This window comes from uncultured Pseudokineococcus sp. (assembly GCF_947495735.1).
Lineage (GTDB): Bacteria > Actinomycetota > Actinomycetes > Actinomycetales > Quadrisphaeraceae > Pseudokineococcus.
Genome location: NZ_CANMAA010000008.1, coordinates 52,742 through 76,653, shown reverse-complemented (window position 1 = coordinate 76,653; position 23,912 = coordinate 52,742). Strand labels below are relative to the sequence as shown.

20 protein-coding genes are annotated in these 23,912 nt (G+C 76.2%); 10 read left to right on the top strand and 10 right to left on the bottom strand.

Going from position 1 to position 23,912, the window contains the following annotated elements:
• Positions 1–130 precede the first annotated feature (130 nt).
• On the top strand, positions 131–1,498 hold the full coding sequence (locus Q0848_RS12160; RefSeq protein WP_299037894.1) for an NAD(P)/FAD-dependent oxidoreductase: 1,368 nt from the start codon (positions 131–133) through the stop codon (positions 1,496–1,498).
• A 204-nt stretch (positions 1,499–1,702) separates the two neighbouring features.
• A complete protein-coding gene (locus tag Q0848_RS12155; protein ID WP_299037893.1) occupies positions 1,703–3,346 on the top strand; it encodes a SpoIIE family protein phosphatase in 1,644 nt (547 codons plus the stop codon).
• A gap of 96 nt (positions 3,347–3,442) precedes the next feature.
• Here the strand turns inward: Q0848_RS12155 and Q0848_RS12150 are convergent, their stop codons facing one another.
• Positions 3,443–3,625, bottom strand: a complete 183-nt coding sequence (locus Q0848_RS12150; protein ID WP_299037891.1) for a hypothetical protein — start codon at positions 3,623–3,625, stop codon at positions 3,443–3,445.
• Between the two features lie 128 nt (positions 3,626–3,753).
• Here Q0848_RS12150 and Q0848_RS12145 point away from each other — a divergent pair, with 128 nt between their 5' ends.
• On the top strand, positions 3,754–5,436 hold the full coding sequence (locus Q0848_RS12145; protein WP_299037889.1) for an ABC-F family ATP-binding cassette domain-containing protein: 1,683 nt from the start codon (positions 3,754–3,756) through the stop codon (positions 5,434–5,436).
• 253 nt (positions 5,437–5,689) lie between these two features.
• Here Q0848_RS12145 and Q0848_RS12140 read toward each other — a convergent pair whose 3' ends face one another.
• Both Q0848_RS12140 and Q0848_RS12135 read right to left on the bottom strand, forming a co-directional pair.
• Positions 5,690–6,646: an acetamidase/formamidase family protein gene (locus Q0848_RS12140; protein WP_299037888.1), complete on the bottom strand. Its 957-nt coding sequence runs from the start codon at positions 6,644–6,646 to the stop codon at positions 5,690–5,692.
• Positions 6,647–6,722: 76 nt separating this feature from the next.
• Positions 6,723–7,115, bottom strand: a complete 393-nt coding sequence (locus tag Q0848_RS12135; protein WP_299037886.1) for a universal stress protein — start codon at positions 7,113–7,115, stop codon at positions 6,723–6,725.
• Positions 7,116–7,400: 285 nt separating this feature from the next.
• Here Q0848_RS12135 and Q0848_RS12130 point away from each other — a divergent pair, with 285 nt between their 5' ends.
• Positions 7,401–9,302, top strand: coding sequence for an alkaline phosphatase D family protein (locus Q0848_RS12130; protein WP_299037885.1), 1,902 nt, complete (start codon positions 7,401–7,403; stop codon positions 9,300–9,302).
• Positions 9,303–9,327: 25 nt separating this feature from the next.
• On the opposite strand, the gene Q0848_RS12125 is transcribed toward Q0848_RS12130, so the two are convergent.
• The 5 genes from Q0848_RS12125 to Q0848_RS12105 all read right to left on the bottom strand — a co-directional run bounded on the left by Q0848_RS12125 (position 9,328) and on the right by Q0848_RS12105 (position 15,604).
• Positions 9,328–10,497 carry an L-talarate/galactarate dehydratase gene (locus Q0848_RS12125; RefSeq protein WP_299037882.1) on the bottom strand — a complete coding sequence of 390 codons (1,170 nt, stop codon included), beginning with the start codon at positions 10,495–10,497 and terminating at the stop codon, positions 9,328–9,330.
• Between the two features lie 26 nt (positions 10,498–10,523).
• Complete coding sequence (locus tag Q0848_RS12120) at positions 10,524–11,792, bottom strand: enolase C-terminal domain-like protein (RefSeq protein WP_366146580.1); 1,269 nt, start codon at positions 11,790–11,792, stop codon at positions 10,524–10,526.
• A 53-nt stretch (positions 11,793–11,845) separates the two neighbouring features.
• Positions 11,846–13,495, bottom strand: coding sequence for an aldehyde dehydrogenase (NADP(+)) (locus Q0848_RS12115; protein ID WP_299037877.1), 1,650 nt, complete (start codon positions 13,493–13,495; stop codon positions 11,846–11,848).
• A gap of 81 nt (positions 13,496–13,576) precedes the next feature.
• Positions 13,577–14,518: a 5-dehydro-4-deoxyglucarate dehydratase gene (gene kdgD, locus Q0848_RS12110; RefSeq protein WP_299037874.1), complete on the bottom strand. Its 942-nt coding sequence runs from the start codon at positions 14,516–14,518 to the stop codon at positions 13,577–13,579.
• Positions 14,519–14,677: 159 nt separating this feature from the next.
• Positions 14,678–15,604 carry a LysR substrate-binding domain-containing protein gene (locus tag Q0848_RS12105; protein WP_366146579.1) on the bottom strand — a complete coding sequence of 309 codons (927 nt, stop codon included), beginning with the start codon at positions 15,602–15,604 and terminating at the stop codon, positions 14,678–14,680.
• A gap of 133 nt (positions 15,605–15,737) precedes the next feature.
• Between Q0848_RS12105 and Q0848_RS12100 the strand changes: the two genes are divergently transcribed.
• From Q0848_RS12100 to Q0848_RS12085, 4 genes are all read left to right on the top strand, one after another.
• On the top strand, positions 15,738–16,766 hold the full coding sequence (locus Q0848_RS12100) for a tripartite tricarboxylate transporter substrate binding protein (RefSeq protein WP_299037871.1): 1,029 nt from the start codon (positions 15,738–15,740) through the stop codon (positions 16,764–16,766).
• An 83-nt stretch (positions 16,767–16,849) separates the two neighbouring features.
• The gene (locus tag Q0848_RS12095; RefSeq protein ID WP_299037870.1) at positions 16,850–17,398 is read left to right on the top strand and encodes a tripartite tricarboxylate transporter TctB family protein; all 549 of its coding nucleotides are present in this window, start codon (positions 16,850–16,852) and stop codon (positions 17,396–17,398) included.
• Positions 17,399–17,494: 96 nt separating this feature from the next.
• Entirely contained in the window at positions 17,495–19,036 is a 1,542-nt protein-coding gene (locus Q0848_RS12090) for a tripartite tricarboxylate transporter permease (RefSeq protein ID WP_299037868.1), read from the top strand.
• A complete protein-coding gene (locus Q0848_RS12085; protein ID WP_299037867.1) occupies positions 19,033–19,434 on the top strand; it encodes a universal stress protein in 402 nt (133 codons plus the stop codon). The genes Q0848_RS12090 and Q0848_RS12085 overlap by 4 nt, the downstream gene beginning before the upstream one ends.
• A 30-nt stretch (positions 19,435–19,464) precedes the next feature.
• On the opposite strand, the gene Q0848_RS12080 is transcribed toward Q0848_RS12085, so the two are convergent.
• Both Q0848_RS12080 and Q0848_RS12075 read right to left on the bottom strand, forming a co-directional pair.
• Positions 19,465–19,995 carry a DUF427 domain-containing protein gene (locus tag Q0848_RS12080; RefSeq protein ID WP_299037865.1) on the bottom strand — a complete coding sequence of 177 codons (531 nt, stop codon included), beginning with the start codon at positions 19,993–19,995 and terminating at the stop codon, positions 19,465–19,467.
• A gap of 86 nt (positions 19,996–20,081) precedes the next feature.
• Positions 20,082–22,232, bottom strand: coding sequence for an HNH endonuclease signature motif containing protein (locus tag Q0848_RS12075; protein WP_299037863.1), 2,151 nt, complete (start codon positions 22,230–22,232; stop codon positions 20,082–20,084).
• 479 nt (positions 22,233–22,711) lie between these two features.
• Here Q0848_RS12075 and Q0848_RS12070 point away from each other — a divergent pair, with 479 nt between their 5' ends.
• On the top strand, positions 22,712–23,305 hold the full coding sequence (locus Q0848_RS12070) for a DoxX family protein (RefSeq protein WP_299037861.1): 594 nt from the start codon (positions 22,712–22,714) through the stop codon (positions 23,303–23,305).
• A 196-nt stretch (positions 23,306–23,501) separates the two neighbouring features.
• The gene (locus Q0848_RS12065; protein WP_299037859.1) at positions 23,502–23,909 is read left to right on the top strand and encodes a molybdopterin-binding protein; all 408 of its coding nucleotides are present in this window, start codon (positions 23,502–23,504) and stop codon (positions 23,907–23,909) included.
• The last annotated feature ends 3 nt before the right edge of the window (positions 23,910–23,912 follow it).

Genomic DNA, 23,912 nt, shown 5'->3' with positions numbered 1-23,912 from the left:
CCCGGGCGCCGCCGGAGCACGGCGGGTCGGGCGGAGAGGGCGCACCGGGCACCCTGGGGGTCGACGGGCGCCGCGGCTTCCCTAGGCTGTGCTGCGCCCAGGCACCTGTCCGCGCGCTCGAGGAGTCCTCTTGACCACCACCGCCACCACTGGTCGACCCCAGGGCCGCTCCGCCGGCCGACCCAAGGTCGTCGTGCTCGGCGCCGGCTTCGCCGGGCTGTCGGCCGTCCGCGAGCTGGGCGACGTCGACGCCGACGCCGACGTCCTGCTCGTCGACCGGAACGCCTACAACACCTTCCAGCCCTTCCTCTTCCAGGTGGCCACCGGCGGGCTCAACCCCGGCGACGTCACCTACTCGCTGCGGACCTTCACCGGCGGGCGCCGCCGGGTGGGCTTCCGCCAGGGCACCGTGACCGGCCTCGACGCCGAGGCGAAGGTCCTGCGCATGGCGGAGGGCGAGGACGTCTCCTACGACTACCTCATCGTCTCCACCGGCATCGCGGCGAACTACTTCGGCATCCCCGGGGCCGAGGAGCACACGCTGACGATGTACACGCGCAACGGCGCGATCGCCGTCCGCGACCGGCTGCTCACGGCCTTCGAGCAGGCCGCCGAGCACGGCGGCGAGGAGCCGCCGTGCATCGTCGTCGTCGGGGGCGGCGCGACCGGCTCCGAGATGGCCGGCTCCATCGCCGAGCTGCGCAACACCTACGTCGCCGAGAACTACCCCGAGCTCGACCCCTCCCGGGTGCGCGTCGTCTGCATCGAGATGCTCGAGTTCGTGCTCGCGCCCTTCGACGACTCGCTGCGCCAGTACGCCAGGGGCGCGCTCGAGCAGCGCGGCGTCGAGCTGCGCCTCGGCTCGGCCGTGGCCGAGGTGCGCGAGGACGTCGTCGTGCTCAAGGGCGGCGAGGAGATCCCCTCGGCCCTGACCGTGTGGACCAGCGGCGTGTCCGCGCCGAAGTCGCTGTCGGAGTGGGGCTTCCCGCAGGGCCGGGGTGGCCGCCTCCAGACCGAGGCCGACCTGCGCATCCAGGGCAGCGACTCCGTCTTCGCCGTCGGCGACGTCGGCGTCGTCGACGGGTCCCCGCTGCCGCAGCTCGCCCAGCCCGCCATCCAGACCGGCAAGCACGCCGCGCTGAACGTCAAGCACCTGCTCGCCGGCGAGCCGGCGGTGCCCTTCCAGTACAAGGACAAGGGCACGATGGCGATCATCGGCCGCGGCGCGGCGGTCGCCGACATCAAGTGGCCGTTCAAGGGGAAGTTCACGGCCGCCGTCGCCTGGCTCATGTGGATGGGGCTGCACATCGCGCTGCTGCACTCCTACCGCAACCGCCTCGCGGTGCTGACGAACATCGCCACGCACCTGACCCGCACCGGCATGCAGAACCTCATCCCGGGGGAGACCCAGCGCGTGCCCCAGGCGGGCCGCCAGCTCTCCGACGAGCCGAAGGCCGAGGTCGACCCCCAGCTCGAGAGGCAGGGCGGCAACGCCTGACCCGCTCCTGCGCACCGCACAGGACCGCCCACGACGCTCGTCGTGGGCGGTCCTGCTGCGTGGGGGCTCCCCGTCCCACCGCTGCCCTGCCGCACCCCGGCGCGGGAACCCGGTCGGGAACCGGCGGCTAACCTCTGCAGGAGACGGACGAACGGGGCAGCAGCCCAGCGGACCTCGTGCTCGAGGGCTCGGAGGAGGACGGAGGTGGACGTGGAGGCTGGCGCGCAGGCACCCGCCTCGCTGCTGCGCGCGCTCGACAGCGCCCGCGACGGCCTCGTGGTCGTCGACGCCTGCGACGTCGTCCTCTACGCCAACCGGGGTGCCGCGGAGGTGCTGGGCGTCGTGGCCGGTGGGGTGCTCGGCCAGCACCTGGACGCGCTGCCCTTGGCGCGCGACGGCCTCCTGCGCACGGCGGTGGCCACGGCCCGCGCGCTCGACGAGCCGGCGCCCTTCGACGGGTACGACACCGGCCTGGACATGTGGGTCCAGGGCGAGGCCACGGCCGGGGAGGACGGCGAGGTCGTCGTCGCCGCCCGCACCACCGACGCCCGGCGCGCGCGCGACCGCCAGGCCGCCCGCCTCACCGACGACCTGGAGCGGGCCCTCGACCGCGCCCACCTGCTGCTGCGCCTGTCCGAGGCGGTCGCCCGGCCGCGCACGGTCGCCGAGGTGGCCGACGTCGTCGCCCGGGTGGCCCTGACCGGGTTCACCGCGAGCTTCGCCGGCATCGCGCTCCTCAGCGCCGACCAGCGGACCATGCGGTACGTCAGCCTGGCCCCCCTGCCCGAGGCGACCGCGGACGCGTGGGCGGTCTTCCCCTTCGACGTGGAGAGCCCGCCCGCGACGACGGCCCGCACCGGGCGCGCCCACCTGCACGAGAGCCGGGCCGAGGCCCTGGCGGAGTTCCCCGACGTCGGCCCCGACCTGGAGACCGCCGGCGTGCACGCGCTGGCGCACCTGCCGCTCATCGCGGGGGACGTGGCGCTCGGCACCCTCGCCGTCACGTGGGCCGAGGAGCACGTCATGAGCCGCGAGGAGCGCGGGCTCCTGTCGGTCTTCGCCGGCTACACGGCCCAGGCCATCCAGCGGGCCACCCTGCTGGAGCAGCGCCAGCACGTGGCCGAGACGCTGCAGCGGGCGATGCTGACCGACCTGCCGCCGCGCGACTCCCTCGAGCTGGCGGCGCTGTACCGGACGGCGGCGCGCACGGCCCGCGTCGGCGGCGACTGGTACGACGCCGTGGACGCGCCCGACGGCGGCACCACGCTGGTCATCGGCGACGTCGCCGGCCACGACGTCGGCGCCGCCGCCACCATGGGGCAGCTGCGCTCGATGCTGCGCGGGTTCGTCTCCGACCGCGACGAGCCCCCGTCGGCGCTGCTCGCACGGCTGGACCGCGCCATGGACCGGCTGCTGCCCGGCCGCACGGGCACTGCCGTCGTCATGCACGTGGCGCAGCCCCCGGAGGGGCCCGACACCTCGCGGCGGCTGACGTGGAGCCGCGCGGGCCACCCGGCCCCGCTGCTGCGCCGGGCCGACGGCCAGGTCACGGACCTGCGCGGCGCCGGCGACCTGATGCTCGGCGTCCTGCCGGAGATGCCGCGCGAGGACAGGACCGTCGACCTCGAGGCCGGGGCGACCGTGCTGCTCTACACCGACGGGCTCGTCGAGCGGCGCGACCTCGGGGTCAGCGAGGGCACGGCGGCCCTGGAGGCCGCCTTCGCGGAGCTGGGCGGCCTGCCCCTGGCCGACCTGCTCGACCAGCTCGTCCTGCGGCTGGCCCTGGACGCCGAGGACGACGTCGCGCTCCTGGCGCTGCGGCTGCACCCGGACGACCCGGCCGCCTGAGGCCGCGGACCCCGGTCCGACGACCGCGCCCGCCGACCGAGCCCGCCTGCCCCCGCGCGGTCCCGCCGTCGAGGCGGGGCCGCGCGGGGACGCGCATCACTTCTTCCGGCGTCCCCGGGCCGTCACGGCGCTGCTGGCCTTGTCGAGGGCGCTGGTGAGCCCGTTCTCCCCGCGGCTGGCCTTGACCTTGCGGGAGACGACGCCCAGGAGCTTGCCCGCGAGGGGGATGACGACGGCGGCGAGGGCCCAGCGGCGGACCATGTTGATGATGAAGGGCACGGAGATCTCCAGGTGCGTCAGGAGTGCGTCGGGGGTGTGGCCTGAGGGACGTGTCTACCGACCCCAGGGGCTCACCGCGCGGTCAACTGCGTCGACCCGCCCCCCGCGACGCTGGGAGCATGTCCCGCGTGAGCGCCACCCTGGTGGCCCGCGGCCTCGCCGCCGGCCACGCCGACCGCACCCTCTTCTCCGGCCTGGACCTCGTCGTCGCCCCCGGCGACGTCGTCGGCCTCGTCGGCGCCAACGGCGCCGGCAAGTCCACCCTGCTGCGGATGCTCGCCGGCGTCGAGGAGCCGCAGGAGGGGACGGTCGCCACGACCCCGCCCGGCGCCGTCCGCGGGTGGCTGCCCCAGGAGGTCGAGCGCCGCGCCGGCGAGGACGTGCTGGCGCACCTGGCCCGGCGCACCGGCGTCGCCGACGCCCAGGCCGCGATGGACGCCGGCGCGCAGGCTCTCGCCGACGGCGCCCCCGGGGCGGACGACGCCTACGCCGAGGCCCTGGAGCGCTGGTTGGCCCTCGGGGGCGCCGACCTCGAGGAGCGCACCGGCGCCGTCCTCGCCGACCTGGGCCTGGCGCTGGACACCTCGGCGGCCATGACGTCGCTGTCCGGCGGCCAGGCGGCCCGGGTCGGCCTGGCGGCGCTGCTGCTCTCCCGCTTCGACGTCGTGCTGCTCGACGAGCCGACGAACGACCTCGACCTGGACGGGCTCGCGCGCCTCGAGCGCTTCCTGCGCGAGCAGCGCGCGGGCGTCGTGCTCGTCAGCCACGACCGCGAGCTGCTCTCGCGCGTCGTCACCCGCGTCGTCGAGCTGGACCTCGCGCAGCAGCAGGTCAGCGTCTTCGGCGGCGGGTACGACGCCTACCTCGAGGAGCGCGAGACCGCCCGGCGCCACGCGCGCGAGGCCTACGAGGAGTACGACGACCGCCGGTCGGCGCTCACCGAGCGCGGGCAGGTGCAGCGCAGCTGGCTGGCCAAGGGCGTGCGCGACGCCGTCAAGAAGAAGAGCGACGGCGACAAGCACATCACCCACAAGGCGCGGGAGGGCTCCGAGAAGCAGGCGGCCAAGGCCCGCCAGACCCAGCGGATGATCGAGCGGCTCGAGGTCGTGGAGGAGCCGCGCAAGGAGTGGGAGCTGCGGTACGAGATCGCCGCGGCGCCGCGCTCGGGCTCGGTCGTCGCGACGCTGCGGGCCGCGGTCGTGCAGCGGGGGTCGTTCCGGCTGGGCCCGCTGGACCTGCAGGTCGACGCCGGCGACCGCATCGGCGTCACGGGCCGCAACGGCTCGGGCAAGACGACGCTGCTGGGCGCGCTGCTCGGGCGGACGCCGCTGGACGAGGGCGACGGCGGGCTCGGCTCCGGCGTCGCCGTCGGGGAGGTCGACCAGGCGCGGCGGTCGCTGGGCGAGGCGGCTCTGGCGCCTGCAGGCGCGCCGGGCGGCGCACCGGCAGCCCCGCCGTCCGTGCTCGACGCGATGGCGGCGCACGTCCCGGACCTGCCCCCGGCCGAGCTGCGCACGCTGCTGGCCAAGTTCGGCCTGCGCGCCGACCACGTGCTGCGCCCCGTGGCGAGCCTCTCGCCCGGCGAGCGCACCCGCGCGGCGATGGCCCTCCTGCAGGCCCGCGGGGTCAACCTGCTGGTGCTGGACGAGCCCACCAACCACCTCGACCTGCCGGCGATCGAGCAGCTCGAGAGCGCGCTGGACGCCTACCCCGGGACGCTGCTGCTCGTCACGCACGACCGGCGGATGCTCGACGCCGTCTCCCTCACCCGCCGCTGGGACGTCGAGGCGGGCGTCGTCACCGAGCGCTGACGCCCTGCACCTCGTCGGCACCCTGCCGCCGTCAGCGACCCTCCCCCGCGTCGTGCCGACGAAGTGCCGCCAGGGGACGCTCCCTCACGGCGAAGTGCCGACAGAGTGCCGCCAAGAGACGCCCCCCATGGCGAAGTGCCGACAAGGTGCCCGGTAGAGGCCCCGCAGACGGCGACGTGCCGACAGAGTGCCGCCACGGGAGGGCCCACGCGGCGATGTGCCGACGAGGTGCCCGGGGAGGGGGCCGGTGGCGTCAGACGTGCGGCCAGCCGGCGAGCAGACGGCGGGGCACGTGGCAGGTGACGACCCAGTTGGGGGCGTCGACGACCTCGGAGACGCGCAGGTCCGCAGCGAGGGACAGCAGCAGGTAGGCGTCCTCGCGACTGGTGCCGCGCTCCTCGACCAGCAGGTCGATCGCCTGGCGGACGGCGTCGCGCGCGCCCTCGAGCAGGTCGGGCCCGATGCCCGTCGTCGCGACGCTCGTCTCCAGCCGCAGGCTGCGCTGGTCGGTGATGAGCACCGGCGAGCGCGGCGCTCGGCCGGGCGCCACGGTGAGCCGCACGCGGACGACGGCCGAGGTCTCCACGCCCGTGCCGCACACCTCGCCGTCGCCCATGACGGCGTGCACGTCGCCGAGGGAGAGCAGGGCGCCCTCGACGCCGACGGGCAGGACGACGCGGGAGCCGGCCCCGACGTCGCGGATGTCCATGTTGCCGCCCCACCGGCTCGGCGGGAGGACGCTGTGCGGGCCCGGCTCGGGCGGCGCGACGCCGAGCGTGCCGACCATCGGCGAGAGCGGCAGGACGACGTCGGGGAGCAGCTGCACCCCGCCGCCGCCCGGCGTGGAGTCGACCGCCGAGGTGCGCAGGTAGGGGTCGGGGAAGTCGTCGGCGAGCAGCCCGAAGCCGGGGATGAGCGCCGTCCAGCCCCACGTGTCGAGGCTGATGGACAGGACGTCGACGACGAGCGCGTCGCCCGGGCGCGCGCCCTCGACGGCGAAGGGCCCGACCACCGGGTTCAGGGCGTCCATCCGCAGGCTCGCGAGGTCCGCGGCGGTGCTGTCGGGGCGCAGGCCGCCGCCCGAGGCCTCCTGGGTGACCACCTCGACCTCGTCCCCGGAGGCCACGACCGCGAGCGGCTCCAGGGAGGCGTCCCATACGGTGTGCGAGGAGCGGTGGTGCGGGCCGCGCGGGACCGGGAGGGGACTCACAGCGCCTGCTCTCCGGGGCCGAGGCCCCTTCTCGAGGATGCTCCGGTGGTCGGTCTCTGAGGTCTGGTCGCCGGCGTCAGTCGAACTGGACGGCGAGGACCGGGCAGGGCGCGTCGAGCAGGACCCGCTGCGAGGTGCTGCCCATGATCATCTTGCCGACGGGCGAGCGGCGCCGCAGGCCGATGACGACGAGCTCGGCACCCACCTCCTCGACGAGGTCCAGGAGGGTGTCGGCGGGGATGTCCTGCCCCGAGCCGCGCCGGACCTCGTGCTCGACGCCGGCGGCCGCCAGCGCCTCGTCGAGGTGCTGGAGGTCCTGCGCGTCCGCGACGAAGTCCTGCGCGAACTCGGCGGCCCTCGGCACGTTCAGCGCCACCAGGCGCGTGCCGCGCGAGCGCGCCTCCTCGATGGCGCGCTCGAGCACGACCGCGCCCTCACGGCTGGGGACGTAGCCGACCACGACGCTCACGGGGCCTCCTCGCGGACTCAGGTTCCGCTGACCCTAGGACATCCCGCGCAGACGCCGCAGGACCGCCCGCCGACCGGCGCCTCCCCCCGGCGGGGGCGCTCGGGACCGCGGTGGCAGGCTCGTGGTTGCGCCCCCCTCGCGGGCCGGCGCCCCCGGCGCGCCGCGCGGGGCGTGCGTCGCCCCGCCGCGCCCCGCGCGGCCCCGGGTCAGGCGCGCCGGTCGCTCGCGGCGCGCGGACGGGTGGTCCTCGCCCGGGCCCCTCCCCCTGCTGCGACCATCGGCGCCGTGACCACGACGTCCGGCTCGACCGGTCCCCGCGCGGTCGGCGAGAACGCCGTCGGCCCGGTCCCCGACGGCGCCGCCCCCGGGAGCCCCCTCCTCGGCGGCACCGGGGGCGACGTCGCCGACGTCGCACCGGGCTCGTCCGAGCCGGCGGAGCGCTCCCTCAGCGCGGAAGAGCACGACGGACCCGTCCTGCTGGGCCCCCTCCTGCGGCACGTCGACAGCAGCAGCGCCACCGTGTGGGTCGAGACGGCCCGGCGCGGCGAGGTCGTCGTGCGCGCCGGTGGCGTCGTGGGTCGCGACCGCACGGTGACCGTCGGCGGCCACCACTACGCCCTCGTGGTGGTCGAGGGGCTCGCGCCCGGCGTCCGGGTCCCCTACGTCGTCGAGCTGGACGGCGAGCGCGCCTGGCCGCTGCCGGACGACCCCCGGCCGGCCCCGACCGTGCGCCCGCTGCCCGCTGCCGACGGGGCGACGCCGAGGACCGGGGGCGCGCCGCCGCTGCGCATCGCCCTCGGCTCGTGCCGGGTCGACCGGCCCATGACGCCGCCGTTCACGCGCACGGTCGAGGAGGACCCGGAGGGCGTCGGCGTGGACGCGCTCGTCGCGCTGTCCACCGCCTGCCAGGCCGGCCGCGAGCTGCCCGACCTGCTGCTCCTGCTCGGCGACCAGGTCTACGCCGACGAGGGGCTGTCGCCGCACCTGCGCGAGCGCATCGCCGGCAAGCGGGGCGACGCCGAGCCGCGCGGCGAGGTCGCCGACTTCGAGGAGTACACCTGGCTCTACCGCGAGAGCTGGTCCGACCCCGAGGTGCGCTGGCTGCTCGCGACGACGCCGACCGCGATGATCTTCGACGACCACGACGTCCGGGACGACTGGAACACCTCCCGGGCCTGGCGCGAGGGCGTCCAGCGGCTGCCCTGGTGGCGCGACCGCATCTGCGGCGCCTACGCCTCGTACTGGCTGCACCAGCACCTCGGGAACCTCATGCCCGCCCGACTGGCGGAGGACGACCTGTGGGCCCGCGTGCGCGAGGTCGGCACCGAGGGCGACGCCGGCGACGTGCTGCGCGAGTTCGCCCTCGCGGCCGACGAGCAGATCGACGGCGGCGGCACCTCGGAGTGGTCCTACGTGCGCGACCTGGGGCGCACCCGGCTCGTCGTCGTCGACACCCGCTCGGGCCGGGTGCTCTCCGAGGAGCGCCGCTCCATGCTCGACGAGCAGGAGTGGGCCGACGTCGAGCAGCACCTCACCGGCGACGTCGACCACCTGCTCGTCGCGGCGTCCCTGCCCGTGCTGCTGGAGCCGGCGCTCCACGACCTCGAGCTGTGGAACGCCGAGACGGCGTCCGCCGGGGCGTGGGGGGAGCGCTTCCGCCCGCACGCGGAGGCCTTCCGCCAGGCGGTGGACCTCGAGCACTGGGGGGCCTTCGAGTCCTCCTTCCACCGCCTCGTGGACCGCCTCGGAGAGGTCGCCGCCGGCCGGCTGGGCCGGGCGCCCAGCTCGGTGCTGCTGCTGTCCGGCGACGTCCACCACGGGTACGTGGCGCCGCTGCGCTACCCGCCCGAGCGCGGCGTGCGCTCCCCCGTCGTGCAGCTCGTCAGCTCGCCCCTGCGCAACGCCCTGCCCGCCGGGCTGCCGACGACCTTCCGCTTCCTGCACACCGCGCCGGCGCGCCTGGTCGGGCGGCTGCTGCGCCGCTCCGTCGGCGTGCCGCCGCTCGCGGTGTCCTGGCGCTCGACGACCGGCCCGATGTTCGGCAACGGGTTCGCGACGCTCGAGCTCTCGGGCCCGTCCGCGCGCGTCGTGTTCGAGAAGGCCGAGCCCGGCCGCGGCCCGGGGACGGACTGCCGCCGCCCCGACGACGTGCGCCTGCGCCGCGACGTCGTGATGCCCCTCGCCTGAGGGCGGCCGGCGCGGTCGCCGGGCCTCAGCCGCCGACGGTCGCCGACTGGACCGTCCAGGCGCGCAGCTGGTCGGTCGGGGTCACGCCGAGCCCGGGACGGCCGGACAGGTGCATGCGCCCGGCGGACGTCTCGAGCTGCTCGTGGAACAGCGGCGCCAGCCAGTCGAAGTGCTCCACCCAGGGCTCGAGCGGGTAGGCAGCGGCCAGGTGGACGTGGATCTCCATGGCGAAGTGCGGGGCGAGCGTCAGGGAGTGCTGCTCGGCCATGGCCATGAGCCGGAGGAACTGCGTGATGCCGCCGATGCGCGGGGCGTCGGGCTGGATGACGTCGACGGCGCGGTGGCGCACCAGCTCCGCGTGCTCGGCGACGCTCGTGAGCATCTCCCCGGAGGCGATCGGCGTGTCGAGGGCCCGCGCGAGGTCGGCGTGGCCCTCGGCGTCGTAGGCGTCGAGCGGCTCCTCGATCCAGACCAGGTCGAAGGGCTCGAGGGCCCGGCACGCCCGGATGGCCGCGGGCCGGTCCCACTGCTGGTTCGCGTCGACCATGATCGGGACGTCGCCGCCCACGTGCTCGCGCAGGGCGGAGACCCGGCGGACGTCCTCCGAGGTGTCGGGCAGGCCCACCTTGATCTTCAGGGCGCCGATGCCCGCCTCGAGGGTCCGCGTCGCGTTCTCGCAGACCTGCTCGATGCTCTCGTGGAGGAACCCGCCCGAGGTGTTGTAGCAGCGGACCGAGTCGCGGTGGGCCCCCAGGAGCTTGGCCAGCGGCAGGCCGGCGCGCTTGGCCTTGAGGTCCCACAGGGCGATGTCGAGCGCGGCGAGCGCCTGCGTCGACGCCCCGCTGCGCCCGACCGAGGCGCCCGCCCAGACCATCGCCGTCCACAGCCGCGCGATGTCGTTGGGGTCCTCGCCGAGCAGCCTGGGGGCGACCTCGACGGCGTGGGCGAACTGGGCGGGGCCGCCGGCGCGCTTGGAGTAGCCGAAGCCGAACCCCTCCAGGCCGGACTCGGTGCGCACCTCCGCCACCAGCACCATCACCTCGGTCATCGGCTTCTGCCGGCCGGTGAAGACCTTCGCGTCGCTGATGGGCGTCGCGAGCGGGAGGCGGACCGAGGAGAGGGTGACCCCGGTGATGCGGTCGAGGACCGGGGCGGAGGTCCAGCCGGGCGATGCCGTCGTGGTGTCGGTGCTCATGGGTGCCTCCTGGGTGGGGCGCCGGCTCAGCGGATGAGCGCGGGGCGCTTGGGGTCGAAGGTCCAGCCGGGGACGAGGTGCTGCATCGCGGCCGCGTCGTCGCGCCCGCCGAGGCCGTGCTCGAGGTGGAGCTCGTGCGCCGCCGCCAGCGCGTCGCGGTCCAGCTCGACGCCCAGGCCGGGCGCGTCCGTCACCGTCAGGTGCCCGTCGGTGATCGGCATCGGTGCGCGCGTGAGGCCCTGGCCGTCCTGCCAGATCCAGTGCGTGTCCAGGGCGGTGATGTCGCCCGGGGCGGCGGCGCCGACGTGCGCGAACATCGCCAGCGAGATGTCGAAGTGGTTGTTCGAGTGCGATCCCCAGGTCAGCCCGAAGTCCTGGCAGAGCTGGGCCACCCGCACGGAACCGCGCATCGTCCAGAAGTGCGGGTCGGCGAGGGGGATGTCGACCGCAGCCGAGCGCACCGCGTGCGCCATCTGCCGCCAGTCGGTGGCGACCATGTTCGTCGCCGTGGGCAGGCCCGTGCGCCGGCGGAACTCGGCCATGACCTCCCGGCCCGAGTAGCCGCCCTCGGCGCCCACCGGGTCCTCGGCGTAGGCGAGCACGCCGCGCAGGTCCCGGCAGAGGGCGACGGCCTCCTCGAGGAGCCAGGCGCCGTTCGGGTCGAGCGTCACCCGCGCCGCGGGGAACGCCCCCGCCAGCGCCCGGACGGCCTCGACCTCCTGCTCGCCGGGCAGGACGCCGCCCTTGAGCTTGAAGTCCGCGAAGCCGTACCGCTCCTGCGCCGCCCGGGCCAGCTCCACCACGGCCTCGGGCGTCATCGCGGGCTGCCGCCGCAGGCGCTCCCAGTCGTCGGCCGGCTCGGGCTCGACGACGTAGGGCAGGTCGGTGGCCCCGTGGTCGCCGACGTAGAAGAGGTAGCCCAGGACGGGCACCCGGGTCCGCTGCTGGCCCTCGCCGAGCAGCTCGGCCACCGGGACCCCGAGGTGCTGGCCGAGGAGGTCCAGCACGGCCGACTCCAGACCGGTGACCGCGTGCACGGTGGTGCGCAGGTCGAAGGTCTGCTGGCCCCGACCGCCCACGTCCCGGCCGGCGAACGCGCCGGCCACCTGCCGCAGCAGCGTCCCGGCGCGGGCGAGGGACTGGCCGACGACCAGGTCGGCGGCGTCCTCCACCGTGCGGGCGATGGCCTCGCCGCCGGGGACCTCGCCGACGCCCGTCGCCCCGGTGCTGTCCGTCAGCACCACGACGGTGCGGGTGAAGAACGGCCCGTGCGCCCCGGAGAGGTTGAGCAGCATGCTGTCGTGCCCGGCGACGGGGACGACCTCGACGCGGGTGACGGTGGGCGTGCTCACGAGCGCACCTCGGGCAGGCGCAGCACGCCGTCGACCCGGCGCACGAGGCCCCACGGGTTGTCGTCGTGCAGCGACGGCGGCAGCACCGACTGCGGGGCGGACTGGTAGCAGACCGGGCGCAGGAAGCGGTCGATCGCGAGGGTGCCGACCGATGTGGTCCGCCCGTCCGACGTCGCGGGCCAGGGGCCGCCGTGCACCATCGCCGGGGAGACCTCCACACCGGTGGGCCACCCGTCGAAGAGCACGCGCCCGGCGCGCTCCTGCAGCAGCGGGACGACTCGCGCCACCAGGGCCGCCCCGTCCTCGCCCTGGGCGTCCGCGGCACCGGCGTGCAGGGTCGCCGTCAGCTGCCCCTGGAGGGCGGTGACCGCCTCGACGAGCTCGGCAGCGCCTCGGTAGCGCACCAGGAGCGACACGGCGCCGAAGACCTCCTCCTGCAGCTCGGGGCGGGTCGTGAAGGCGGTGGCCGTCGTCGTGAGCAGCTGCGGGCCCGGGGCGTTCGGGCCCTCGCCCGCGCTGCCACCGGCCACCTCCTCCACGTCGGCCAGGCCGACCAGCGCCTCCGCGCCGCGCTCGCGAGCCTCGCGGATGCCGCGGGTGAGCATCGGCTGCCCGACGGCCTCGCGGACGGCGGCGGCCGCGGCGGCCGCGAACGCGTCGCCGGCGGGCCCAGCGGGCAGCAGGAGCACACCCGGGCTGGTGCAGAACTGACCGGCCCCGAGCGTGAGCGAGGCGACGTAGTCCCGGGCCAGCGCGCCCGGGTCCCCGAGCGCGGGCTCCAGGACGACGACGGGGTTCACCGCGGACATCTCGGCGTGGACGGGGATCGGCACGGGCCGCGCCGCGGCGGCCGCCATGAGAGCCCGACCGCCTGATCGCGACCCGGTGAAGCCCACGGACGTGATGCGCGGGTCGGCGACCAGCGCCTGGCCGACCTCCGTGCCCGGGCCGAACAGGAGCGAGAAGACGCCCCCGGGCAGGCCCTCGGCGGCGACCGCCCGCGCCACCGCCCGGCCGACGAGCTCCGACGTCGCGGGGTGGGCGCCGTGGGCCTTGACGACCACGGGGCAGCCCGCCGCGAGCGCGGCGGCGGTGTCACCGCCGGCCACGGAGAAGGCCAGCGGGAAGTTGCTCGCCCCGAAGACCGCGACCGGCCCGACCGGGACGTGGACGAGGCGCAGGTCCGGCCTGGGCAGGGGCGTGCGGTCCGGCTGCGCCGTGTCGAGGCGCGCCCGCAGGTGGTCGCCCTGCTCGACGACGTCGGCGAACAGGCGCAGCTGGCCGACCGTGCGCCCCAGCTCGCCAGCCAGGCGGCCGGCGGGCAGCCCCGTCTCGAGGCCGGCGAGGCGCACCACCTCGTCGCCGACGGCCTCGACCTCGTCCGCGGCGCGGCGCAGGAAGGCGGCCCGGGCCGCGGGCTCGAGGTCGCGGTAGACCGGGAAGGCGTCCGCGGCAGCGCGCGTCGCACGCTCCACGACGTCGGTCCCGACGAGGGCGAAGACGGGGCCGACCGGCTCGCCGGTCGACGGGTCGACCGCGCGCAGCTCGCCCGCGTCACCCCGCACCTCCTCCCCGGCGACGAGCGAGGAGCCCGTCGCCGTCAGGCGCTCCTCGGGGGCGTCGGTGCTCTCGTGCGTCGTCGTCACGTCGTCTCCTCGGTGCCCGTTCGTGCGGAAGCGGTGTGGTGCCGTGCGGTGCGGGGCCCGCGCGTGGCGCGGGGCGGGGCGTCAGTCCACGACCCTGCCCACCAGGACGGCGAGCTCGGCCCGCTCGGTCTCGGTGAGGTCGGTCAGGGGCGGGCGCACGCGCCCGCCGTCACGGCCCGCGGCCGTCAGCCCCGCCTTGATGATGGACACCGCGTAGCCGCGCTGGCGGTCGCGGATGTCGAGGTAGGGGAGGACGAAGTCGTTCAGGCGCGCGTACACGCCCTCGCGGTCGCGGCGACGGACGGCGTCGAAGAAGTCGAGGGCCCAGGCCGGCGCGAAGTTGAAGATCGCCGACGAGTAGGTGCTGACCCCGAGCTCGAGCAGCGGGAGGGCGAAGGTCTCGGCCGTGGGCAGGCCGCCCACGTAGACGAGCCGGTCGCCGAGGCGGGCGTACGTGCGCGTCATGCGCTCGACGTCGCCGACACCGTCCTTCAGGCCGACGAGCGTGGGGTTGTGGTCCGCGATGCGGTCCACCGTCTCGGCCTCGACCACGGCGTTGGCGCGGCTGTAGAGGACGACGCCCAGGTCGCTGGCCGCGCACACGGCGCTGACGTGGTCGGCGAGACCCTGCTGGCTGGCCTCGGTGAGGTAGGGCGGCATGAGGAGGAGGCCGCTGGCGCCGGCTTCCTGCGCCGCCCGGGCCATCTCGACGGCGTTGACGGTGCTGCCCGTGGCGGGCGCCAGGACCGGCACCCGACCGGCGACCTCGCCCACGGCGGCGCGGACGACCCGGTCGACCTCCGAGCTCGACATGGAGAAGCCCTCCCCCGTCCCCCCCGCCGCGAACAGGCCCGCGACCGGGTACCCGGACAGCCACGCCAGGTGCTCGCGGTAGCGAGGCTCGTCCACCTGCAGCTGGTCGTCGAAGAGCGTGACGGGGAAGGAGAGCAGCCCCGTCGGCAGCTGCGCCTTCAGGTCCTGGGGCGAGAGCGCCGGTCGGCGTGTCAGGGCGGGCTGGGGCACGGAGGATGCCTCCTCGCATCGGGGTCCTCGCCGCCCGGGACCGGGCGCCCCGCGAACGCTAGGCAGGCCGGTGATGCCTGTCCAAGAGTCGTTGGGCATGAACCGATGCACGGCGGGCATCGCCTGCGAGCTGGAGCGGGCGCTGCGGGACGCCCGTCCTCAGCCGCCGGTGGTCGGCACGGCCGCCAGCGCGGCGAGCGCTCGCGGCAGGACCGGGTTCGCCGCCTCGCGCGCCCACAGCAGGTGCACCTCCACGGGCTCGGGGCGGCGGGTCCGGAGGCGCCGGTAAGCCACGCCCTCGAGGCCGAGCGCGAGGGCCGACTCGGGCACCACGGCGACCCCGCGACCCGCCTGCACCAGCAGGAGCACGGAGAGGACCTGGCTCACCGTGTGGACGACGCGGTCGTGCCGGACGGGCACCGAGGCGAGGACGAGGTCGTGGAAGTACCGGGCGCGCACCGGCGAGTACTGCACGAGCGGCTCGTCGACCAGCTCCTCGGGGTCCAGCGGCTCCGCCGCCCCCTCCGCCCCCGGTCGCTCCGCGTCACCGCCCGCGGCGAGCGGGTGCCCCAGCGGGAGCGCCACCAGCAGGGGCTCGCGCCGCAGCAGCCGCGAGGCGAAGGCAGAGCGGTCGAAGGGCGGGCGCGCGAGCCCGAGGTCCAGGTCGCCGCCCAGCAGGCCGGCGACCTGCTCGCCCGTGACCATCTCGGACAGCTCGAGGTGCACCTCGGGCAGCGAGGCCGTCAACCGCTCCACGACGTCACCGAGCACGCGGTACGCCGAGGCCGCCGTGAAGCCGACGCGCAGCGCCCCGCGGGCGCCCTCGGCCACGCGCCGCGCGAGCACCGGAGCCGTACCGGCGAGGTCGAGCAGGCGCCGGGCGTCGACGAGGAAGACCTCGCCCGCCGGCGTCAGGCGCACCTGGCGGCTGTCCCGCTCGAGCAGCTGCGCGCCCACGACGCGCTCGAGCTTCTGCACCGCGCGGCTCAGCGGGGGCTGGGTCATGTGGAGCGCCGCCGCCGCGCGGCCGAAGTGCAGCTCGTCGGCGACGGCGACGAAGCACCGGACCTGGTCGAGGGAGAGCATGATGCCGCGAAGGTATCGCACCATGCCCCATCGCTCATGGACGAGCATCGGTCCCGCTGCCTAGCCTCGCGCTCGGCACCCCGGCCGCCGGTCGCGGAGGGGCGGCCAGGACGCTCTCGACGAGGAGGACGACATGACCTGGACCACCGCTCGGCGCGCAGCCGCTGCCCTGACCACCGCGGCGCTCGGCGTCGCGCTCACCGGATGCGGCGGCAACGTCGGCGGGGGCGGCGGTGGCGGGGGTGACGCCACCGCCGGCGAGGGCGGCGCGGCCTTCCCGGACGGCCCGGTGACGATGCTCGTCGGGCAGGACCCGGGCGGCAGCACCGACCTCATCGGCCGCGCCCTCGCCGACATCGCCTCCGACGAGCTCGGCGTCCCCGTGAGCGTGGAGAACGTGCCCGGCGCCAACGGGGCCATCGCCGCGGAGCAGCTGGCGCAGGCCGAGCCGGACGGCCAGACGATCATGGTCTTCGTCGGGAGCCTGGCCTACATCACGCCCCTCGCCGTCGGCGAGGAGGAGGCCGTCGACATCACCGACTACACCGTCGTCACCGGCATCTCGCAGGACGACTACGTCCTCGTGACCTCCGCGGACTCGGGCATCACCTCCGTCGACGACCTCGCGGGGCGCGACTCCCTGTCCTACGGCACCACGGGCGTCGGCACCGGGAGCCAGCTCAGCACCGCGCTGCTGCTCGGGGAGGCCGGCGTGGAGGGCACCGCGGTGCCCTTCGACGGCGGGTCGCCCACGCTGACCGCCGTGCTCGGTGGCCAGGTGGACATCGCCTCCGTCCAGCTGGGCGAGGCCGCCGAGCAGATCGAGGCGGGCGAGCTCACACCCCTGGTGACCTTCGCCGACGAGCGCAACGAAGGCTTCCCGGACGTGCCGACCGCCGAGGAGGCCGGCTACCCGAGCGCCGTCGTCCAGCAGTCCCGCGCGGTCGTCGCCCCCGGTGGGACGCCCGAAGAGGCCGTCTCCACCCTCCGGGACGCCTTCGACGCCGCCTTCGCCGACCCGAGCTACCAGGAGTTCAACTCCTCCCGCCTGCTCGTGCCGAACGAGGTCGCGGGCGAGGAGGTCACCACCGCCTGGACGGAGAACCTCTCCTCCTACGGCGCGCTGGCCGACGAGTACGGGATCGAGCTCGGCGAGCAGTGAGCCGTCGCACGACCGGGCGTGCCGGGAGCACGCCCGCGGGACGCCCGTCCCCGGCCGAGGACCAGCGCGCGGAAGCGGCGGCCGTGGGGACGGAGCGGGACGCCGGGGACCACCCGTCGGACGTCCCCGAGACGCCGACGGTGCAGGAGGCCCTCGACGCCGCCGACGCCCCGCTGGACGAGGAGCCGCCACCGCCGGCCGGCACGGTCGCCAACCTCGTCGTGGCCGTGCTCGTCACGGGCCTCGGCGTCGCGACGGTCGTCAGCTCCCTGGCCCTCGGCATCGGCTCCGCGCGCGAGCCAGGCGCCGGCACGTGGCCCTTCGCGCTGGGCCTGGTCGTGGTCGTCTTCGGCCTGGCGCTGGTCGCCGGAGCCCGCCGCACCGCCGACGCCGAGCGCTTCCCCCGCGAGGCGCTGGGGGTCGTGGCCGGCATCGGCACGATGGTGGCCTTCACCGCGCTCATCGGTCGGATCGGCTTCGAGATCCCGGGCGCGCTGCTGTGCTTCGTGTGGCTGCGCTGGCTGGGCGGCGAGGGCTGGCGCACCTCGGTGCTCGTGAGCCTGGGCATCGTCGCGGCCTTCTACGCCGTCTTCGTCGGTGCGCTCGGCGTCGGCGTCCCCCACCTGTTCTGACGCACCACGAGCACCGACCCCGCGGTGACGTCCGTCGCCGCCCGGCACACACCCCCGGCCCGCCGTCCCGCGACGGGCTGACGCGGAGGAGGTCCAGTGGACCAGCTCACCCCGGTCCTGCAGGGCTTCGCCGTCGTGCTGGAGCCGCAGAACCTGCTCTACTGCCTGGTCGGCGTCGTCGTCGGCATGCTCATCGGGGTCCTGCCCGGCCTGGGTCCGGCGGCGACGATCGCCGTCCTGCTGCCGCTGACCATCGGGCTCGAGCCCGTGACGTCGGTGATCATGCTGGCCGGCATCTTCTACGGGGCCCAGTACGGCGGCACCATCACGTCGGTCCTGCTGCGCCTGCCCGGCGAGGCGTCGTCCGTGGTGACGGTCTTCGACGGCTACGCGATGGCCTGCCAGGGCCGCGCCGGCAAGGCCCTCGGCATCGCCGCCATCGGCAGCTTCGTCGGCGGGACCGTCTCCATCGTCGCGCTGTCCTTCGTCGCCCCGGTCGTGGCCTCCTTCGCCCTCGACTTCGGTCCGCCGGAGTACACCGCCCTGGCGCTCCTGGGCATCCTGCTGGTGGCCACGGTCAGCGGAGGGGGCCGCGTGAAGGCCCTGGCGGCGGCCTGCGTCGGCCTCCTGCTCGCCACCGTGGGCCGCGACGGCTTCACCGGGGCTCAGCGCTTCACCTTCGGCGACCTCAACCTCGCCGACGGCATCGACTTCGTGCCCATCGCCATGGGGCTCTTCGGCCTGGGGGAGATCCTCCACGCGCTCGAGGAGCGCCACCGCCGCGTGCAGGCGCCCCCGACGCTGACGCGCGTCTGGCCCGACCGTGCGGACATGCGCCAGGCGAGCGGGGCCATCGGCCGGGGGTCGGTCATCGGCTTCGTCCTCGGCATCCTCCCCGGCGGCGGTGCGGTCCTGTCGTCGCTGGCGGCCTACGCGCTCGAGAAGAGGCGGTCGAAGACGCCAGAGCGCTTCGGCAAGGGCGCGATCGAGGGGGTCGCCGCGCCGGAGACGGCCAACAACGCCGCCGCCACGTCGTCGTTCATCCCGCTGCTGACCCTCGGCATCCCCGCCAACGCCACGATGGCCGTCATCTTCGGCGCCCTGCTCGTCCAGGGGGTGACGCCGGGCCCCCGCCTGGTGGACGAGGACCCCGAGCTCTTCTGGGGCGTCATCAACTCGATGTACGTGGGCAACATCCTGCTGCTCATCATGAGCATCCCCATGGTCGGGATCTTCGTCCGCGTGCTGCAGGTGCGGGGGGCGATCCTGGCCCCGATCACCGTGATGGTGACCCTGGTCGGCGTCTACACCGTCCGCAGCAGCGTCTTCGACATCGGGCTCGTCGTCGCCTTCGGCGTCCTGGGCTACCTGATGAAGAAGGCGGGATTCGACCCCGGCCCGCTCGTGCTCGCCTTCGTGCTGGGCTCGCTGCTGGAGAGCAACCTGCGGCGCTCGCTGCTCCTCTTCGACGGCGACCCGACCGGATTCCTCACCCGACCGATCTCGGGCGTGCTCTTCGCCGCCTTCGCCGTCGTCGTCCTGCTGCCCCTCACCACGCGCCTGCTGCGGGGCCGCCGCGGCGGCCCGCGCGACGACGACCGCAGCGGCGGTCGCCCCGACACCAAGGAGCTCGTGTGACCGTCCTCGTCGGATACCTGCCCACAGCCCGGGGAGAGGCCGCCTTCGCCGCCGCCCTCGAGGAGGCGCGCCGGCGCGGCGAGGACCTCGTGGTCCTCAACACGCCGCGCTCCGGCGCCAGCGTCAGCACCGACGCCGTGGGCGACGAGGCCGTCTCCGGCCTGCGGTCCCGCGCCGCGGAGGCGGGGATCCCCCTCCACGTCCGCCGGCAGGCGCACGAGGGAGACGCCGCCGACGAGCTGCTCCGCGTCGCCGACGAGGTGGACGCCTCCGTCGTGGTCATCGCCCTGCGCCGGCGCTCGTCGGTCGGCAAGCTGCTCATGGGCAGCACGGCCCAGCGGGTGCTGCTCGCCGCGACCCGCCCCGTGCTCGCCGTGCGCGCACCTGCCGCGCACTGACCCCGCCGGCACGCCGGAGCAGGTGCCAGGTCACCAGCCCCAGGTACCGGGGCCGCCCTTGAAGGGGCCCACGACGTCGTCGGTGACCCAGCCGCCGTAGAAGCCGCCCTCCTGGGGGCGGACCCGCTCGCCGTCGACCGTCGCGACGACCTGGGACGGCGAGAACGCCACGGCTCCGGCGAGCTCGCGGAAGCGCGGCGTCGGCTCCTCGTAGGTCCACGCGCCGGCCCGCCGGGGCGCGGGAGCACCGGTGCTGCTGGAGGGCTCGGCGACGTCCCAGTAGGTGGCCCGGCCCTTCCACTCGCACCCGGTCGACGGGGCGTCCGAGAGCGCCAGCACGCCGTCGAGGACGTCCTCGCGGGGCACGTACCAGGTCGGCGGGTGGCTCGTCTCGAGCACCCGCCACGCGCGTCGCGTCGTCGCCAGCAGCGGGCCGCCCTCGCGCAGGCGCACCTCGACGAGGCGGTCGCTGCGGACGAGGGCCGGCGGTCGCGGGTAGTCCCACACCGACTCCTGCCCGGGGCCGACGGGCAGGGGCTGACGGCTCGCAGCACGGGTCACCGACCCAGTGTGCGCGCGAGCGCGAGCGGCCACCGGACCGCGGCGCCGTCGAGGCCCCGCAGCTCGGGCACCGGGACCCGGCTGCCTCAGAAGGGCGGCGGGTCGTCCTCACGCCTCGCCCGGGTGCGAGCTCGCCCGGCGGCCTCCGCCGCTCGCCGGACGGCTCCTGCCTCCTCCGCCTCCCGCTGCGCCACCTGCCGGGCGTGCTCGGCGCGCGTGCGGCGCGCGTCCTCGGTCGCGGTGTCGGCGCGGTAGGGGTGCCCGACGGCGAGCGACCGGCTGAGCTCCACCGACCCGCCGAGGTCGGCGACGTCCGTGCCGCGGCACGGGCGGACGCGCGCGACCGGAGCCCCGGCGCAGCCGCCCGCACCGGTGCGCGTCGTGCGGACGAGCCGGTACCCGCCGAGCGCCGCGGCACCCAGCGCTGCCCCGCGCCGGTCATGCGACGCCCCCGGTGCGTCGCCCGGGGCGCCGACGTCCGTGGCACCAGCGTTCGTGGCCTCGGCGTCCGACGCACCAGCGTCTGGAGCACCGACGTCCGTGGCCTCGGCGCCCGTCGCGCTGCCGCCCTGCGGGTCGGCGCCCCGGGCGTCGACGGCTCCCCGGCGCACCCCTCCCTCGGGCGGGAGGGGCAGCAGCGGTTCACCGGGTGACTCGAGGACCTGGCCGAGGGGCGAGGTCCATCGCGTGCCGGTGTCGCGGGGGTCGTCCACCAGGCGCTCGTCGCTCCAGCCGTACCGGTGCTTGGCGAGGTGGTGGCGACGGCACTTGGGCTCGAGGTTGCACTCGCACGTGGGCCCGCCGTCGGCGTAGGGGATGCGGTGGTCGAGGTCGCACCGGGTGGCGGGCGTGCGGCAGCCGGGGAACGTGCAGCGCTGGACGCGGAGCCGCACGAACCGGGCCAGCGGGAGCGAGGGCGCGTACGGGCCACCGCCGCGGGCGGCGACCGGGCAGCCCGACGTGGCCGGCCGAGCAGCAGGCGCAGCCGCGAAGGCGGAGGGGACGGGGCGGACGCCGGCCGAGGGCTCGGCCGGCTCCGGTGGTGGTGCGGGGTCCCCGACCGGCGCCGTCGCCCGGCGCGGCGCCGCCGACCCGCGCGGCAGCTCGCTCGGCAGCGGTGGAGCCTCGTCCTGCCCGGGCTCCCCGCGTCGGGGACGCGGCGTCCGCGGTGGGTCGGCGGGTGGGACGGCCGGATGGCTGAGGTGGCCGTCGAGGCCGAGCAGCTGACCGGTCCAGGGGTCGACGAGGGCCCGGCGGTAGGGGTGGCCGGCGGCGAGGAGCTCGCGCACCTGCTCGACCGGGACCGCGCCGTGGCCCGCGAGCTGAGCGGGCTCGTCGTCCAGACCCGCCAGCGTGGTCAGCGCGACGACGACCTGGGGGCCGTGACAGGCACCCGCGCCACCGCGCGCGCCGCGGTGCACGCCGGCGGGCGCCTCCGCGCCGGCGAGTGCTGCGCCGCCCTCCAGCACGCCGGGGTCGGCGTCGGCGGCCGCGTCGCGGTGGGCTGGCGGACACGACGACCGTCCGGGGGCAGCAGGAGCGAGCACCAGGTCGACGAGGGCGTCGAAACGACGGGCGTCCATCCGACGCCGGTCGGGCAGCGCACCGCCGTCGACGGCCGAGCCGGCGCCGGCGAGGAGGTCCGGCCCCGCCAGACCGGCGGACGTGGCGGCGTGGGGGTCGGTGCGCCCGTGCGGGCCCAGGCGCTGCTGCGCCGCGGCGGTGAGCCGCTCCGCGACGGCGACCAGGTCGAGGGCGGGACCCGTGGCGGTCAGCTGGGCCATGCCGTCCTCGAGCGGGAACAGGCGCACCCCGCGCTCGCACGTCGCCCTCCTGCTGCGACGACGAGCCGCGTCGGGCACCAGCCGGGCCACCAGGTAGCGGATCCTCGCGGCCAGCTGCGCCGTGGTCAGCGGCCCCAGCGACGGCGCCAGCTGGGCGTCGACGACGCGGGCGTCGGCGGGCGCCAGCGCGGCGGTGCCGTCGACCACCACCCGCGCACGGGCCTGGTCGAGGCGCCCGGCCTCGAGGGCGCTCAACGTGGTGGGCAGCGCCTCCGTCAGCGCCACGGCCTGCTCGACGACCCTGCTCGCCGCGCTCAGCGTCATCCGCAGCGCCCCGGCCAGCTCCGCGGCGGCGGCCTCGCGGGGGTCGCCGACCGGGTCGACGCCCTCGGGCGCCCCTCCGCCGGGGGAGCCGGGAGCCAGGGCGCCGGGAGGACCACCGGGGCGGCCCATCTCCTCGACGAGGTCGGCGACCCGGCGCAGCGTGCGCGCCCACGCCCGCGACCGCTCCGCCTCCTCGGCCCTGATCTCCTCGGCCAGGACCCGGGCTCGCCGGCGCGCCAGAGGCAGCTGCGCGACGCGACGTCGTCAGCCCTGCCACCTCCCGCCACCGTGTCGAACACGTGTTCGAACGAGTCTTAGGCTACCCCTCGAGATGAGCTGCGACCAGTGCTCCTCGTCGACCTGTGGACGACCGCCGCGCCCCGGAGGCGCCGCGGGTCCGCCCGACCGCGCGCCCGCCACCCCGGGCGCGCATCGTGGGGGCGCCCCCGTGACGGCATGTCCGGCGCCCGCTACTTGCGCACTCAACTAACCGTGCGTACCCTCGGTCACGGCGCCATGGACGTCGCCCCACCCACCTCGCGAAGCCGCACGCTCGCGAGCCAGCACATCAGCAGGCCGGCGACGCGCCGGACCGGCGAGGAGAACCCATGACGCACCTCCGCACGAGCACGAAGCGCACCGACCTCGGCCTCCTGGCGCTGCGCGCGGGTGTCGGCGGCACGCTGTTCGCCCACGGCGCCCAGAAGCTCTTCGGCTGGTTCGGCGGCTACGGCCTCGAGGCCACCGGTGGCGCGATGGAGTCCATGGGCTTCACGCCCGGCCGCCGCAGCGCGCTGCTCGCGGGCCTCGGCGAGGCCGGCGGCGGCGTCGCCCTCGCGCTGGGCCTCGGCACGCCCGTCGCCGGCGCCGCGACGGCCGCCACGATGGCGACCGCGGGCACCGTCCACGGCCCCGCCGGCTTCTGGGCGACGGACGGCGGCTTCGAGTACAACGCCGTCCTCGCGACCGTGGGCTCCGCCCTGGCCGTCGGCGGCCCCGGCCGCTACTCCCTCGACGCCCTCCTGGGCGACCGCCTCAACCGCCCCTGGATGGCGGCGGCGGTGCTCCCCGTCTTCGGCCTCGCCGCCGCGCACGTCATCACCCAGCGCCGCAAGGTCGTCGCCGCCGCGGCGGCGAAGCAGGAGACCAGCGAGCCCGAGCAGGTCCAGGCCGCCGAGCAGGCGCAGTCCACCGGCGCCTGACAGACCCACCCCGAGGACCGGTCCGCGGCGCGCGAGCGCTGCCGACCGGTCCTCGTGCGTCCTCCCCCGCACCGCCGCGGCGCGCGGACCGGCGCCGCGGCGCAGCTCGCCCTCCCCGGGCGGCCCCGGCGTGACGGCCGCACGTCGCCCCTCGCGGACCTCGTGAGTCCGCACCTGCGGCGATAGGCTCCTCTTCGTGCCGCACTTCCGGATCCGCGAGGCCGCCGACCTGCTCGGCGTCAGCGACGACACGGTGCGCCGCTGGGTGGACGCCGGCGCCCTGGAGGCCTCCAAGGACGACGCCGGCCGCCTCGTCGTGGACGGCGCCGCGCTCGCGGCCCACGCCCGGGAGCACGCGGCGGCGCCGGCGAGCGACCCCACCGGTGTGGCCCGGTCGGCGCGCAACCGCTTCGTCGGGCTCGTGACGCGCGTCGTCGTCGACGGCGTGATGGCGCAGGTGGAGGTCCAGTGCGGCCCGCACTCCGTCGTCTCGCTGATGAGCGCCGACGCCGCCCGGGAGCTGCAGCTCGAGCCCGGGCGGGTGGCCGTCGCCGTCGTGAAGGCGACGACGGTCGTCGTCGAGACGCCCCGCGGCGCCTCGTGAGAG